General features: G+C 61.2%; 13 protein-coding genes. 5 read left to right on the plus strand and 8 right to left on the minus strand.

The annotated features are described in order from the left end of the window. Nucleotides 1-5: 5 nt before the first annotated feature. From betC to AC1965_RS11875, 4 genes are all read right to left on the minus strand, one after another. Entirely contained in the window at nt 6-1514 is a 1509-nt protein-coding gene (gene betC, locus AC1965_RS11860) for a choline-sulfatase (RefSeq protein WP_483884079.1), read from the minus strand. Further along, the gene (betI, locus tag AC1965_RS11865; RefSeq protein WP_483884080.1) at nt 1511-2086 is read right to left on the minus strand and encodes a choline-binding transcriptional repressor BetI; all 576 of its coding nucleotides are present in this window, start codon (nt 2084-2086) and stop codon (nt 1511-1513) included. The genes betC and betI overlap by 4 nt, the downstream gene beginning before the upstream one ends. 72 nt (nt 2087-2158) lie before the next feature. Further along, nucleotides 2159-3076 carry a DMT family transporter gene (locus AC1965_RS11870; protein WP_483884081.1) on the minus strand — a complete coding sequence of 306 codons (918 nt, stop codon included), beginning with the start codon at nt 3074-3076 and terminating at the stop codon, nt 2159-2161. Nucleotides 3077-3130: 54 nt separating this feature from the next. After that, complete coding sequence (locus AC1965_RS11875; protein ID WP_483884082.1) at nt 3131-3730, minus strand: LysE/ArgO family amino acid transporter; 600 nt, start codon at nt 3728-3730, stop codon at nt 3131-3133. Nucleotides 3731-3828: 98 nt separating this feature from the next. Here AC1965_RS11875 and AC1965_RS11880 point away from each other — a divergent pair, with 98 nt between their 5' ends. Then, complete coding sequence (locus tag AC1965_RS11880; protein WP_483884083.1) at nt 3829-4737, plus strand: ArgP/LysG family DNA-binding transcriptional regulator; 909 nt, start codon at nt 3829-3831, stop codon at nt 4735-4737. A 100-nt stretch (nt 4738-4837) separates the two neighbouring features. Then, nucleotides 4838-5077 (plus strand): hypothetical protein, encoded by a 240-nt coding sequence (locus tag AC1965_RS11885; protein ID WP_483884084.1) that lies wholly within the window; start codon nt 4838-4840, stop codon nt 5075-5077. Between the two features lie 92 nt (nt 5078-5169). Here the strand turns inward: AC1965_RS11885 and AC1965_RS11890 are convergent, their stop codons facing one another. Continuing rightward, nucleotides 5170-5910, minus strand: coding sequence for a YebC/PmpR family DNA-binding transcriptional regulator (locus tag AC1965_RS11890; protein ID WP_483884085.1), 741 nt, complete (start codon nt 5908-5910; stop codon nt 5170-5172). Nucleotides 5911-6168: 258 nt separating this feature from the next. Here AC1965_RS11890 and AC1965_RS11895 point away from each other — a divergent pair, with 258 nt between their 5' ends. Next, nucleotides 6169-7941 (plus strand): SLC13 family permease, encoded by a 1773-nt coding sequence (locus AC1965_RS11895; protein ID WP_483884086.1) that lies wholly within the window; start codon nt 6169-6171, stop codon nt 7939-7941. 123 nt (nt 7942-8064) lie between these two features. Then, on the plus strand, nt 8065-8925 hold the full coding sequence (locus tag AC1965_RS11900) for a bile acid:sodium symporter family protein (RefSeq protein ID WP_483884087.1): 861 nt from the start codon (nt 8065-8067) through the stop codon (nt 8923-8925). A gap of 70 nt (nt 8926-8995) precedes the next feature. On the opposite strand, the gene AC1965_RS11905 is transcribed toward AC1965_RS11900, so the two are convergent. Further along, nucleotides 8996-10558 (minus strand): hypothetical protein, encoded by a 1563-nt coding sequence (locus AC1965_RS11905; RefSeq protein ID WP_483884088.1) that lies wholly within the window; start codon nt 10556-10558, stop codon nt 8996-8998. 336 nt (nt 10559-10894) lie between these two features. On the opposite strand from AC1965_RS11905, the gene AC1965_RS11910 reads away from it, so the two are divergent. Further along, on the plus strand, nt 10895-11926 hold the full coding sequence (locus AC1965_RS11910; protein WP_483884089.1) for a hypothetical protein: 1032 nt from the start codon (nt 10895-10897) through the stop codon (nt 11924-11926). A gap of 3 nt (nt 11927-11929) precedes the next feature. Here AC1965_RS11910 and AC1965_RS11915 read toward each other — a convergent pair whose 3' ends face one another. Beyond that, nucleotides 11930-13702, minus strand: a complete 1773-nt coding sequence (locus AC1965_RS11915; protein ID WP_483884090.1) for an SLC13 family permease — start codon at nt 13700-13702, stop codon at nt 11930-11932. A 112-nt stretch (nt 13703-13814) separates the two neighbouring features. Beyond that, entirely contained in the window at nt 13815-14627 is an 813-nt protein-coding gene (locus tag AC1965_RS11920; protein ID WP_483884091.1) for a TIGR00282 family metallophosphoesterase, read from the minus strand. Nucleotides 14628-14691 lie beyond the last annotated feature (64 nt).

Below are 14691 nucleotides of genomic sequence, written 5' to 3' on the forward strand. Positions count from 1 at the left end.
AGAGATCACTCTCCGCGGGGGAAGCGGTTGTTTTCTTCCAGCACATTCAGGTCCATGTGGTTGCGCATGTATTGTTCGGAGGCGAGACGCAGGGGTTGATAATCCCAAGGGTAATAGCCCCCCGAGCGCAGCGCGTCGTAGACCACCCAGCGGCGGGCCTGGGATTTGCGCACATCGGCGTCATAGGCGGGTAAATCCCAGCGGGCATCTGCCTGGGTTCGGAAATCTTTCAATGTGTCCGCGTGGGCGGGATCATTCGCGAGGTTGCTCAGCTCGTGTGGGTCGTCGTCGAGGTTAAAGAGCTGTTCGGGGTCGAGCGCGCAGCGGTTGTATTTCCATGCGCCCGCGCGCAGCGAGACCATCGGTGCATAGGAAGCTTCGGCGGCGTATTCCATGGCGACGGGTTCGGTACGTGCCACGCCCTGCCCCATCGGCACCAGCGACTGGCCAGTCGTCCATTCCATAACCTCGTCCATACTGACGCCCGCGAGGTCGCACAGTGTTGGGCAGACGTCGATGTTGCTGACCGGGGTTTTCTGTAGACCCGGTGTCATCTGCGGCGCGCAGATCATCATCGGCACGCGGGCGGCGCCCTCAAAGAAGGACATTTTGAACCATAGGCCGCGTTCGCCCAGCATATCGCCATGGTCGGACACAAAGAGAATGATCGCCTCTTGCCGCGTATCTTCGAGCGTTTGAAGGATCTCGCCCACCTTGTCGTCAAGGTAGCTGATGTTGGCAAAGTAGGCGCGGCGCGAACGGGTAATGTCGTCGTCCGTGATGTCAAAGCTGCGCCAGTCGTTGGCATCGAAAATGCGTTTGGAATGAGGGTCCTGTTCGTCATACGGGATTGCAGGCACCGTCGGGCGCAGCTGATCGCAGTCCTCGTAGAGGTCCCAGTATTTCTGCCGCGCGACATAGGGATCATGCGGGTGCGTGAAGCTGACGGTCAGGCACCAGGGGCGTTTGTCCAGCCCGCGCGACAGGTCGTAAATCTTGCGGGTGGCGTTGAAGGCGACCTCATCGTCGTATTCCATTTGGTTGGATATTTCGGCCACGCCTGCGCCGGTGACAGACCCCATATTGTGATACCACCAGTCGATGCGTTCGCCCGGTTTGCGGTAATCGGGCGTCCAGCCAAAATCGGCGGGATAGATGTCTGTGGTGAGGCGTTCCTCGAAACCATGTAGTTGGTCGGGGCCGACGAAATGCATCTTGCCCGACAGGCAGGTGTGATAGCCCGCGCGGCGCAGGTGATGGGCGTAGGTCGGGATCGACGAACAGAACTCTGCCGCGTTGTCATAGACGCCTGTGGCCGAAGGCAACTGGCCTGACATGAATGCCGCCCGCCCCGGCGCGCAGAGGGGTGAGGCCGTGTAGCAGTTACGAAACCGGGTCGACCGGGCCGCCAGTTTTTTCAGGTTGGGCGCATATAGGAAATCGGCGGGACCATCGGGAAAGAGTGTGCCGTTGAGCTGATCCACCATCAGGATCAGGATATTGGGCTGGGTCATTTGGCGGCTTTCAGCAACAGGTCGAGGGTCGACAAGGCGCTGGTGCGCGCGGCGTCAGCCGTGCCACGCCGCGACAGGGCCGCGCGCAGGTAAAGCCCGTCGATTAGAGCGGCCAGCGTATCGGCATCGGCCTCGGGCGTGGTGCTGATATCGCGCAGGGCATGGCGCAGGTTGGATCGCAGGCGGCGCTGATAGATGATCAGCAGGCGTTTTGTGTCCGGGCTGGTGCGCGATGCGGCATAAAGGGTCATCCAGGCCGCCACCGTGCCGGGGGCGAAATAGGTTTCGTCAAAGCTGGCAATGATAATTGCAGCGGCGCGGTCGCGCGGGGTCTTGGCCTTGGCCAAGTGCTTGCGCACCTCATCGCCATATTCAGACAGAATGTGGCGCATTGCGGCCAGAAATATCTGGTTCTTGCCGCCGAAATAATGATGCGCCAGCGCCGTCGACATGCCCGCACGTTTGGCGATCTGGCCTACGGTCACATCCAGCGACTGCGCAGCACCGATTTCGGCGATGGTCGCTTTGACCAGCGCATCGCGGCGAATGGGTTCCATTCCGACCTTGGGCATTGGATTCGATCCTTGGCGGTTGACCGCCTTAGGATAGGTGACTCTTTATTGACCCGTCAATCAAGAAAAACCTCAGACCTTGGCGGCAAGCGAAGGTGGCGTAATCTGTCGCTTTAGCATCGCCTCGCGCCAAGTGATGAATGTGACTGACCCCAGAATGACAGCGCCCCCCAGCACCACCCATATGTCGACCGGTTCGCCGAACACCACGAGGCCCAGCAGCGTCGCCCAGACCAGTTGCAGAAAAGTTACCGGCTGCGTCACCGTCACCGGTGCCGCGGCAAATGCCAGTGTCATGGTGAAATGCCCCGCTGTGGCGAAAAATGCCACCGCCGCCAGGAACAGCAGTTCATACCCGGTCGGCGCGATCCAGACCGGCAGGGCAAAGGGCGCCAGCCCAAGGGTGACAAAGATCGACAGCATCGCGACCACCATCGCCGGGCGCGCCTCGTCGGCCAAAAGCTTGGCCAGCAGGTACGATCCGGCAAAGACCACCGCCGCCACCAGCATCGCCAGATGACCACTTGAGACCTCGCGAAACCCCGGCCGCAAGATGATCGCCGCGCCCGCCAGCCCCAGGCAGACCGCCACGATCCGCCGCGCGGCCAATCGTTCGCCCAGGAATATCGCGGCCCCCACGGTGACATAGATCGGCGCGAGGTAATTCATCGCCGTGACTTCGGCGATGGGCAAGCGTGTCATGGCATAGAACCACAGGATTACGCCCACGGCATGCAGCAGCCCGCGCAGGCCAAACAGGCGCCATTGACGGCCGCTGACCGGTGTTGCCACCAGCGAGCGCAAGATCGGCAGCATAAACACCAAGCCGATGGCATAGCGCAGAAATGCAGCTTCGGCTGCGGGCAATCGTGGCCCCATATGTTTGACCAGCGCCGTCACCATGATAAAACAGGCCCCCGTCACCAACATCCAGAAAATCCCGACCACAGGGCGGTGTGCAACGGCAGAAGCTTCGACGGTTTGTGTCATGGCGCGACCCTTTCCCAATCCACCGGGAAGGGCAAGATCAGCGGAGAAAATTCTTCACATCGCAATCAATTTAATTGCGATCGCCCACATCGTCAGCGCGATCACAGCATCCAGCACCTGCCAGCTGCGGGGTCGGGCAAAAAGCGGTGCCAGCAGGCGCGCCCCATAGCCAAGGGTGAAGAAGAACACGAAGCTGGCCAGTACCGCGCCGGCGCCAAACGCCGCCCGATCAGAATACTGCGCCGAGATCGAGCCGAGCAGCACCAGCGTGTCGAGATAGACATGCGGATTGAGCCATGTGAGCGCCAGCAAGGTCAGAATGGCACGCGGCAGGCTGCGTGCGGCGCCGCCATCGGCCTCCAATACGTCGCCACCGTGCCAGGCCGACACCGCATTGCGCCAGCCATACCACAGCAGAAACGCCGCCCCGCCAAATCGCATCACCATCTCGAACCAGGGGGCAGCCTCTGCGAGTGCGCCAAACCCGGCGACGCCTGCCGCAATCAGCAGCGCGTCGGACACGGCGCAGGTGAGACAGACGGCAAACACATGTTCGCGCCGCAGCCCCTGACGCAAGACAAAGGCATTCTGCGCCCCAATCGCAAGGATCAGCGTCAGACTTAGGGCAAAGCCGGGCAGAAAGGACTGGTACATGGGGTGCAGGCTCCGGGCCGGACAATAGGTTGTCGTTGCTTACGCAGGCTGCGTTCATTAAGCAAACTCAATTAACTACGTCCAGATTAGGAAAACTAATGCTCGACAGCGCTCAACTCGCGGCCCTCGCCGCCATCCTGCGGCTGGGCAGCTTTGACGCGGCTGCGGGCGCGCTTGGCGTGACCCCCTCGGCAATTTCACAACGGCTCAAGGCGCTGGAGGATCGGGTGGGGGCGACACTGGTAAATCGTGGCCAGCCCTGCACCGCCACGCCCATCGGTCAGCGCCTTGCCAAACACGCCGAAGACATCGCACTGCTAGAGGCGCAGGCATTGGCGGCGGCGCGTCCCACAGGCGGCCCTGCCCCGCGCCTGCGCCTCGCCGTACCTGCGGACGTCATGGCGACCTGGCTGATCCCGGCGCTGGCGGCGGTGCCGGACCTCATGTTTGATCTGGTGATCGACGATCAAGACACCTCGGACGACTGGCTGCGCCGGGGCGAGGTCAGCGCCGCTGTCACCGGACAATCCCGCGCGGCACCCGGTTGTGACATCTGGTCGCTGGGCGCGCTGCGCTATTGCGCCACCGCCAGCCCGGATTTTGTGACCCGCTGCTTTGAACAGGGGGTGACTGCCGCATCACTCGCCTGCGCGCCGATGCTGGTATTCGATGCGAAAGACCAATTGCAACACCGCTGGATGATGCAGAAAACCGGCCAACGCCTTGGGCCGCCCACCCACCATCTGCCGTCGAGCCACGGTTTTGTCACTGCCGCCTGCGTTGGGCTGGGATGGGGTATGAACCCTGAAATGCTGGTGGCGCAGGATCTGACGGCGAGTCGACTGGTCGCGCTGGACGCCGAGATGCCGCTCGATGTGCCACTGTACTGGCAGGTGACGCGGATCATGGCCCCGGCGTTGGCCCCGCTGACCGCTGCCATCAGACACGCTGCGACCAGTGCCCTTGTGCCACCACAGGTTCAGACCACACCACCGGCCCCGATCTAGACCGTAATAAATCTGACACATTTAAGTGATCCAGGACGCGGCCCCTAGCGTAACCCTTTGTGCGACCCTATGTGCAGGTCAGAGTAAAAGGAACGATGTCATGTTAGACAAACAACAGAAGCTGGAAATCAGCCCCGCAGAACTGGCCGTGATCGAGGCAGCCCTGCACACGCAGTCAAAAATTCTTCACGTGCAGGCCAGCGCCGGCGGCACAGCCGCACGGACCCGCCTGAACGAGGTCAAACGCGTGCTGGCGCGCATCGCCCAGCAAACGCCCGCAGCGCAAGCCCCCTGCCGCACCCGCGCCTTTGGCTGGTTCAGCAAGCGTATGCCGGGCTGACCCGCGCACCGTCGAAACGGAAAAGAAAAACCGCCCATCTCTGACCAGAGTGGGCGGTTTTTTTGTCTCGGTCAAAGTCTGCGCATCAGACCCTAAAGCGCAGCCATTACCTCGTCAGAGGCTTCGAAATTGGTGGTAACGCGCTGCACGTCGTCGTCATCTTCCAACGCATCCACCAGCTTCATCAGCTTTTCCATGTTCTCAAGGTCCATGTCGGTGGTGGTGGTAGGTTTCCACACCAGCTTGGTCGAATCCGATTCGCCCAAAGATGCTTCGAGTGCTGTGGCCACGTCGTTCAGATCCGTGTCCATGCACCAGATCACGTGACCGTCCTCCGTGCTTTCGACATCCTCGGCCCCGGCCTCGATTGCCGCCATCATCACGGTGTCCGCATCCCCCACGGACGCGGGATAAGTGATCTCGCCCTTGCGGTCGAACATGAAACCCACGCTGCCCGTTTCGCCCAGATTGCCGCCGTTTTTGGTAAAGGTTGACCGGACGTTCGACGCGGTGCGGTTGCGGTTGTCGGTCATCGCCTCAACAATCACCGCCACGCCATTCGGGCCATAGCCCTCATAGCGGATTTCTTCGTAATCGTCGCCATCCCCGGCCTGCGATTTCTTGATTGCGCGGTCGATAACGTCCTTGGGCACGGAAACCGACTTGGCTTCTTTCACCGCCATGCGCAGACGTGGGTTCTTGTCCGGGTCCGGGTCGCCCATCTTGGCGGCCACGGTGATCTCCTTGGACATCTTGGAAAACACCTTGGCCCGAACCGAATCCTGACGGTTCTTGCGGTGCTGGATATTTGCCCATTTGGAATGGCCGGCCATGTATACCTCGTCTGGTTGAAAAACTCTTGCCACTCTATATGGCAGCCGCCGCATTGGAACAAGCCACAGCCCCATTCCCCACGTGCCCCGGTTTCTTAACGCCGAATTTGCCGCGGACGCCCCCCGTACTGCGCCAATCGACCGACCCGTTGGGCACCGCGCGGTTGGCCAGCTTGGGCCACCCATCCAAAGGCCACGCCAAATCTCACGCGCAACATCGGCTTTTACAACGTCAGCAACCAAGCTAGATACCTGCCCATGACAATAGATCAAATCATTCTCTTCAGTCTTTTCGGCGCGGTTTTCGGCCTGCTGCTCTGGGGCCGGTTCCGCTATGACCTCGTTGCTTTCTCGGCCCTGATGGCAGGCGTGGTGCTCGGCGTGGTGCCGACCAAGAACGCCTTTGATGGGTTCGGCCACCCCGCGACGCTGATCGTGGCGCTGGTGCTGGTGGTCTCGGCCGGGCTGGTGCGCTCGGGTGCTGTGCTGTTGATCACCCGCACGCTGGTCGATTCGACGCGCTCGCTTGGCGCGCATATCACGTTGATGGGGGCAATCGGCGGCGTGCTGTCCGCCTTTATGAACAACGTGGCGGCGCTGGCACTGCTGATGCCCGTCGATATCCAAACCGCCCGCAAGGCTGGCCGCGCGCCGGGGCTGAGCCTGATGCCGCTCAGCTTTGCCACGATCCTTGGCGGCATGGCCACGCTGATCGGCACCCCGCCAAATATCATCATCGCCTCAATCCGCCAGGAATCTTTGGGCGCGCCGTTCAAGATGTTTGACTTTGCCCCCGTGGGCGGCATCGCCGCCGTTGCCGGGCTGATCTTTGTGGCGCTGGTCGGCTGGCGGCTGATCCCGGCCCGCGATGATGGTCTGCTGGATGCCGAAGACATCTCGCAATACATCGCCGAACTCACCGTGCCCGAAGACAACAAACAAATCGGCAAACGCCTCGCAGAATTGCAAGAGACGGCAGACAAAGCCGATGTTGCGATCCTGGGCCTGATCCGCGACGGCCAACGCCGCTACGGCACCGCGCGCAACGTGTCGTTGCAAGCGGGTGATACGCTGGTCCTCGAAGCCACGCCAGACGCGCTTGACGAATTTCGCAGTACGCTGAGCTTTGCATTGGCCGATAGCCACCGCGAAAACCTGCTTAACGCCGGCGGCGAAGGCGTTGAACTGGTCGAAGTCGTGGTGCCCGAGGCTTCGCGTCTGAACGGGCGCACCGTGCAGGACGTGGGCATCACATGGCGCCAACGCACGGTGCTTCTGGGCCTGTCGCGGCGCGGCAAACGCATCACCTCGCAACTGCGCAACACACCTTTGCAGGCTGGTGATATTCTGCTGCTGCTGGTCCCGCGCGACACGGTTGCCCACGTCACCGACTGGCTTGGCGTGCTGCCCCTGGCTGACCGTGGGCTTGCGGTGACCCAAGACAGCAAAACATGGCTCGCCATCGGCATGTTCGCAGGCGCGGTTGTCGCTGCGTCCTTCGGACTGATCTACTTGCCGGTGGCCCTTGGGCTGGTCGTGGTGGGCTATGTGCTGACCAAGATCGTGCCTCTTGCAGAACTTTACACCCATATCGAATGGCCCGTCGTCGTGCTGCTGGGGTCCATGATCCCGCTTGGTGCTGCGCTGGAAACCTCAGGCGGGACCGAACTCATCGCAGGGGCGCTGGTGTCGCTGACCGATGGGCTGGCACCCTGGATCGTGCTGACCGTGCTGATGGTGGTCACCATGACCCTGTCGGATGTGCTCAACAACACCGCCACTACAATCGTTGCCGCGCCAGTGGGCATTCAAATGGCCCAGACCCTCAATGTCTCGCCCGACCCGTTTCTGATGGCTGTGGCAGTTGCCGCCTCCAGCGCGTTCCTGACGCCGATCGGGCACAAGAACAACACGCTGATCCTCGGCCCCGGCGGCTATTCCTTTGGCGATTACTGGCGCATGGGCCTGCCACTGGAAATCATCGTGGTCACCGTGTCGATCCCCGCGATCCTGTTCTTCTGGCCGCTTTGATCTCCTCTTTTTGGTCCTAAATATTCCCGGAGGTTTGGAGGCAGCGCCTCCAAAGGCGCATCTCATGCGCCTTGCCAAACGCACCCTTTGCCCCCTAGCGTGGCTGCAACATGGGGGGACTAAATGGACATCCTGATCAACGTCGTACTGCCGCTGTCGCTTGCAGTAATCATGCTGTCACTCGGCATCGGACTGACCGGGGCTGATTTTGCGCGTGTTGCCAAACACCCGCGCGCCTTTGGCATCGGCGCCATCAGCCAAGTCGTGCTGGTGCCACTTGCCGCATGGGCGGTGATCCTGGCCTTCGGTCTACGGGCAGAACTGGCGGTTGGCGTGATGCTGCTGGCCTTCTGTCCGGGCGGGGTCACCTCGAACATGCTTGCGAAACTGGCAGGCGGCGATGTCGCGCTGTCGGTATCATTGACCGCCGTGGTGTCCCTGCTCAGCATCCTGACGGTGCCGGTGCTGGCCGTTTGGGCAGTGGCGCACTTTATGGGGGATGCGGCTCCGCAGGTCTCTGTCACGACACTGGCGCTGGCGATGTTCCTGATCACCACGCTGCCAGTGGCCATCGGCGTCGCCATCCGCCGCTTTGCCGCCGGGACCGCCGATTGGGCCGAACCGAAACTTTCGGTGCTGGCCACGGTGCTTTTTGTTGTGATCGTGATCGCGGCCCTCGCAGGCAACTGGGCGCTTTTTGTCTCCAACCTTGCCAGCCTCGGCCCGGCCCTGATCACGCTGAACGCAGGACTGATGTGTGCCGGGCTGCTTTTGGCGGGTGCTGCGGGGCTGGCATGGCAGGCGCGCAAGACGATTGCGGTTGAAACCGGTATCCAGAACGCCACGCTGGGCATCACACTGGCAGCGTTGATCTCGGGCCAGTCGGATGGTTTTAGCACCTATGCCCTGCCCTCTGCTGTCTATGGCATCACCATGTATCTGGTGGCGCTACCATTCTTGGCGTGGTTTCGGCGCACAGCGTAACCGGCGGCCCAACGTAGGAAAGGCGCACCCACCGGGCGCGCCTTTCCTGTTCTCAGCTTACCGGCTGGCCTCAGACCACGTCGAGCGGATCTTCCTCGATTTCATCCGGCACGTCGGTCTCATCCGGCACGACACTCATCAAGGACATCACGTCTTCGATCACAATGTCACTGTCCGGTACCGCGTCGCCCACATCCCAGTTGGGATCATCGCTGGCCGACACGCCCAAGACTTCGCCGCCTGCCTCGTCTGAATCGACCACCAGGCGCATGCCCGACAGGTCAATGTCAGCAAAAGTCAGCGGCCCGTCGTCCGACCACAACGTAAAGTTGGTGGTGGTGACATTGCCATCGGCGCTGTCCGGCACCAGGCCAAACTGCAGACCGACGTCAAAGTTCTCGCCCACACCCGCACCGTTTGGCAAGGCAACGACGCCATTCGCATCCGTTTGGATATCGGTGACTTCGCGGGTGTTTTCATCCGGGAAGACGTTCAGCGTACTCAGGCCGCTGTTGTCGGCAAGGTTGAAGAAGATCCCGTCAATGTCTACCGGTTCGTCAGCGAAATCCGTCGGGGTCAGGTTAAAGTACAACTGCCCATCAGGTGTTTCCGTTACGGACACATTGACCTCGGCCGGATCGCCCAGCGTGAAGTTCAGCGTGGTCTTGCCATCACTGGGATCGGTCGGCTCGCCACCGCCATTGGTGCCACCAGAGCCAGAACCCTTCGTCCCGCAAGAACCGGAACCCTTCGTACCGCCAGAGCCGGAGCCCTTGGTGCCGCCAGAGCCGGAACCCTTCGTACCACCAGAGCCGGAACCCTTGGTGCCACCAGAGCCGGAACCCTTGGTGCCGCCAGAGCCGGAACCCTTCGTGCCGCCAGAGCCGGAGCCCTTCGTACCACCAGAGCCGGAGCCCTTCGTACCACCAGAGCCGGAACCCTTCGTACCGCCAGAGCCGGAACCCTTCGTACCGCCGGAACCAGAACCCTTCGTGCCGCCAGAGCCGGAACCCTTGGTGCCGCCAGAGCCGGAACCCTTCGTGCCGCCAGAACCGGAACCCTTCGTGCCGCCAGAACCGGAACCCTTCGTGCCGCCAGAGCCGGAGCCCTTCGTGCCGCCAGAGCCGGAACCCTTCGTACCGCCAGAGCCGGAACCCTTGGTGCCGCCAGAGCCGGAACCCTTCGTACCACCGGAGCCGGAACCCTTTGTGCCACCGGAACCAGAACCCTTCGTGCCACCAGAGCCGGACCCCTTCGTACCGCCAGAGCCGGAGCCCTTCGTACCACCGGAACCAGAACCGGTCGTACCGCCAGAGCCGGAACCCTTGGTGCCGCCAGAGCCGGAGCCCTTCGTGCCGCCAGAGCCGGAACCCTTACCGTCTGTGCTGCCGTCGTAAAAATTGGCCAGATTTTCGTCATACCACTTTGCGAATGACGATCCTTCAACGCCGCCGTTGTGATAGGATTTGGTGCCGCTGGCCTTGCAGCCCCCTGACCCCATGGTACCGCCCGAACCCGATCCTTTGGTACCACCAGAGCCCGAGCCGCGGCGATCATCGCGCGCCCACTTTGACCGATTGCCCCCTCGGCCACCGCCGTGGCCGTCCCAGCCTTTGGAAAATCTATACCCCATCGCTACAATCCCTCTCTGTATGCTCACGAAATTTTTTTACGCCGCAATAGGCATCAAATGCCCTGCGTGACCCTTAGGGATGAGAAATTAGCAAATCCGTCATAGTCTCGACAAATTCTTTCCATATTTTCATGAAATTAGACGAAAACCGAACCCTTTTCGGAAACAGTCCTGCGGCCGCTTTGGTATTGTCGTTCAACCGCCGCCAATACCGCCAGGCCGCACCGAATCAACTTTTGCAATCCGCCATGAAACGCCATGCTTTCGCCCCATAGGCGCCGTACCCCTGCCCGCAGAAAACTGTTACACCCGCGTCAGACATCACCGGAGGGCCCAATGGCAAAACCCAAAGAGAAAAGCGCACAGGCACAGATCGTCGCAGCGGCACGGGCGCATTTTGGTCAGGACGTCGCGCGTGTCTCTGCGCCCGGTGGCGAAAACCGGTCCAGCTTTCGGTTGCACATGACCGACCGCACCGTGATCGCCACACTGCGCCCGAATTTCCGCCGCACCCACCTTGAGGCGCATGTGCTGACCCAACTGGGGGCGCAGTGCAGCGACCTGCCAGAATGTCTGGGCGTTGTGGGCGACATCATGTTTCAATCCGACGTCGGCAAACGCCGCCTGAATGTCGAAATTGCCAAGGTCGACGCCCCGCAGCAGATCGACCTCGCCGCCGAGGCTGTTGGCGCGATCTTTCGCATCCACTCTGCCGCGCGCCGAACCGATCTCGACACGATCATGCCGCATCTGGGCAATAACCGCGACTGGGTGATGAATTTCGTCGATGCCGTCGATTTCCTGAAAGGGCTTGCCGGGGGTATCCCCGACAGCTTTGACCGCATCGCAGCCTACGAGCGTATCGACGCACCGGCGCAGCAATTCGTAAAATGGGACTGCCGATCGGGCAACGCCGCCATCGGACATGATGATCGGTTGCGCTGGTTTGATTTTGAATATGCCGGCCTGCGCCACGGCGCCGAAGACATCGCCTGGCTTATCGGTGACGAAGCCTGGCCAATCGCGCCGCAAGCTATGGTCGACGTGGTAATCGACGCCTTTGACCCGACCTGCGGCATCCCGATGGAGGACTATCTGGATTACCTGTCGGTCTACCTGACGTTCCACGCGGTGCAGCGGCTGAAACTGATCAGTAAAGAGGCCAAGAAACGCGGCTGGCTGAGCAAGGACCGCATCCGCCGCTATGACGATGCTGGCGTACACCCCGACTTTGCCGCGCAGATCTGCCGCGTCGGGGCATATTTTTCTGACCAGTCAGAGCTGACCGCACCGCTGACCAAAAGCTTTATCGAAGCGCAGCGCGGGTTCGAGACAATCGCGGCGCAGGAGAACCAGCGCCGCGCCTGACGGCTACCAGAAGAACGGGATGATCAGACTGACCAGCAACGACATCGACAGGTTCAACGGGATACCGATGCGCATGAAATCGGTGAACTTGTACCCGCCCGGCCCATAGACCAGCGTGTTGGTCTGATAGCCGATGGGCGTTGCAAATGCACAGGATGCCGCGATCATCACCGCCACCACCAATGGCCGTGGGTCCATGCCCAGGGCTGTGCCAAGGCTGATGGCAATCGGGGTCATGATCACCGCCACCGCGTTGTTGCTGACGATTTCGGTCAGCGTTGTGGTCAGCAAGAAGACCGCGAAAATCACGTAAAAGGGCGACAGGTTGGCCAGATTGGGTGAAATACTGTCGACAATCAGGGTGATAGCGCCCGAATTCTGCAAGGCGGCACCAACTGCCAACATCGCAAAGATCAGCGCCAACAGCCGCCCTTCGACAAATGAAAACGCCTCTTCCGCGTCGATGCATCCGGTGACCAGTACCAAGGCAACGGCAACGACCGCCAACAGCAGGATCGGCGCGACGTTAAAGGCGGCCAAGGTCACGATGCCCACCAGCGCCGCGATGGCAATCGGCGCATGGCCCCGGCGAAATGCCCGTGCCGACGGGTGCGAAACATCGACCATGTTCATATCACTGGCCAGACGCTGGATGTCTTCGCCGGCCCCTTCCAGCAGCAACGTATCGCCAACTTTTACAATCAAATCATCCAGTTGCAGCCCGATGTTCTGGTTGCGTCGATGCACCGCCAGTGGATAGACACCATAGCGCCGCCGCAGACGCATGGACCCCAGCGACCGACCGACCATGCGGCAGCCCGGCGTGATCAGCACCTCGACCGTGGTGGTTTCCACCGCCGAAACCTGATCCACCCGCCGCAGTTCCTTATTGGCCTGAAGGCTCAGCAGTTCGGTCATCTGGGTGCGCAGCACGACGCGATCCCCGACCTGCAACTGCACACCTGCCATGTTGCGCCGCAATGACTGATCGCCGCGCACCACGTCGATCAGCCGCACGCCTTCGCGCTTGAACAGCTGCACGTCCAGCACGTCGCGACCGATCAGGTTACTGTCGGTGGGGATCACGGCCTCTGTAAAGAATTTCATCTTGGATCTGTCCGACAGCATGTTCGCCATACTGTCACGCCCCGGCAGCAGCTTGTTGCCGAACAGCGCCATATAGATCAGCCCCCAGGCACAGACGACCAGACCGATCGGCATAATTTCAAAAATGCCAAAAGGCGCCAACCCCTGCGCGCGTGCAACACCATCCACCAACAGGTTGGTCGATGTCCCGATCAGCGTCAAAGACCCGCCCATGATGGCGGCATAACTAAGCGGAATCAACAGCTTGGATGCCTTGGTGCCCAGCGTGCGCGACAGTTGCACGACCACCGGGATCATCACCACAACCACCGGCGTGTTGTTCATGATGGCACTCGCGGCCATGACAGAAATGATGACCCCCACGACTGCGGTCTTGGGATGCGTCTTTGCCGAACGCTCCGCCAGCCGTGTCAGCACATCCAGCGCGCCGGTGCGCACCAGCGCGCCCATGATGATAAACATCGCCGCGATGGTCCAGGGTGCTGGGTTCGACAACACGGCAAGCGCATCGTCATAGGGCAAGACACCGATGGCCAGCAATAGTGCCGCACCCGCAATCGCCACCACTTCGGTCGGGAAGGATTCGCGCAGAAACAACACGAACATCAGGCCCACCACCACCAGTGTCAGCACAGCAGCTTCCATAGGCGAAAAGTTTAGAAATTCCATTCAGGACAGTCCAGTCATCCAGATCACAGCCCCTTCGGGCGGGGCCATGCGCAGTTTCGCTGATTGCCCTGCATGCCGCAAGCGCTGCCGTAACAGCCGACTATTTTTCGGCTCAGGGCGCGCTCGCCTGCAACAGCCCGCCTTGGCGCACCGGTACAACGCGTGTGGCGCGCCCGGTGCGGTTGTCGGTCTCGATATAGACGCCAGACAGGGTGGCCTCGCCATTGGCGGGGGTAAAGCGTTCACGCGGCATGCCGGTGATAAAACGGCGCATTGGCTCGGCCTTGTCCATACCGATGACAGAATTGTAATCGCCACACATACCCGCATCGCTCAGATATGCCGTGCCGCCGGGCAGGATCATCGCGTCTGCCGTTGGGACATGGGTGTGGGTGCCGACGACAAGGCTTGCACGTCCGTCACACCAATGGCCCATGGCCATCTTTTCACTGGTTGCCTCGCAATGCATGTCAACGATTACCGCCTGCGCCAGCCCACCCAAGGGGTGAGACTTCAGCACTGGCTCAAGCGCCGAAAAGGGATCGTCAAAGGGCCGCTTCATGAAAACCTGACCCAGCACCTGCGTGACCAGAACCTTGCGCCCATCCTGCGCCGTAAACAGACGTGCGCCCTGCCCCGGTGCCGATTTGGAAAAGTTCAATGGCCGGATGATCCTCGGCTCCTGCGCTGCATAGCTCAGCATGTCCTTTTGATCAAAGGCATGATCGCCCAGCGTCAAACAGTCCGCGCCAGCGTCCAGCAATGTTTTGGCATGCGCCCCCGACAGCCCCATGCCCCCGGTCGCGTTCTCGCCGTTCACCACGACGAAATCGAGCTTCCACTCCTGCCGCAGCCGCGCCAGATTTTCCGTGATCGCGCGCCGTCCGGCCCGGCCCATCACATCGCCAAGAAAGAGTATTTTCATGCCCATGACCTAGGCCGCGCATTCGAGACGAGCAAGCCCAAATCCCTTTTCGCTTTGCCAAATA

This window comes from Sulfitobacter sp. KMM 9851, from assembly GCF_057178245.1.

Bases quoted from the DNA above. Each gene is read 5' to 3' on its own strand.
- betC (WP_483884079.1), bottom strand. From the start codon at position 1,514: ATGACCCAGCCCAATATCCTGATCCTGATGGTGGATCAGCTCAACGGC.
- betI (WP_483884080.1), bottom strand. From the start codon at position 2,086: ATGCCCAAGGTCGGAATGGAACCCATTCGCCGCGATGCGCTGGTCAAA.
- AC1965_RS11870 (WP_483884081.1), bottom strand. From the start codon at position 3,076: ATGACACAAACCGTCGAAGCTTCTGCCGTTGCACACCGCCCTGTGGTC.
- AC1965_RS11875 (WP_483884082.1), bottom strand. From the start codon at position 3,730: ATGTACCAGTCCTTTCTGCCCGGCTTTGCCCTAAGTCTGACGCTGATC.
- AC1965_RS11880 (WP_483884083.1), top strand. From the start codon at position 3,829: ATGCTCGACAGCGCTCAACTCGCGGCCCTCGCCGCCATCCTGCGGCTG.
- AC1965_RS11885 (WP_483884084.1), top strand. From the start codon at position 4,838: ATGTTAGACAAACAACAGAAGCTGGAAATCAGCCCCGCAGAACTGGCC.
- AC1965_RS11890 (WP_483884085.1), bottom strand. From the start codon at position 5,910: ATGGCCGGCCATTCCAAATGGGCAAATATCCAGCACCGCAAGAACCGT.
- AC1965_RS11895 (WP_483884086.1), top strand. From the start codon at position 6,169: ATGACAATAGATCAAATCATTCTCTTCAGTCTTTTCGGCGCGGTTTTC.
- AC1965_RS11900 (WP_483884087.1), top strand. From the start codon at position 8,065: ATGGACATCCTGATCAACGTCGTACTGCCGCTGTCGCTTGCAGTAATC.
- AC1965_RS11905 (WP_483884088.1), bottom strand. From the start codon at position 10,558: ATGGGGTATAGATTTTCCAAAGGCTGGGACGGCCACGGCGGTGGCCGA.
- AC1965_RS11910 (WP_483884089.1), top strand. From the start codon at position 10,895: ATGGCAAAACCCAAAGAGAAAAGCGCACAGGCACAGATCGTCGCAGCG.
- AC1965_RS11915 (WP_483884090.1), bottom strand. From the start codon at position 13,702: ATGGAATTTCTAAACTTTTCGCCTATGGAAGCTGCTGTGCTGACACTG.
- AC1965_RS11920 (WP_483884091.1), bottom strand. From the start codon at position 14,627: ATGAAAATACTCTTTCTTGGCGATGTGATGGGCCGGGCCGGACGGCGC.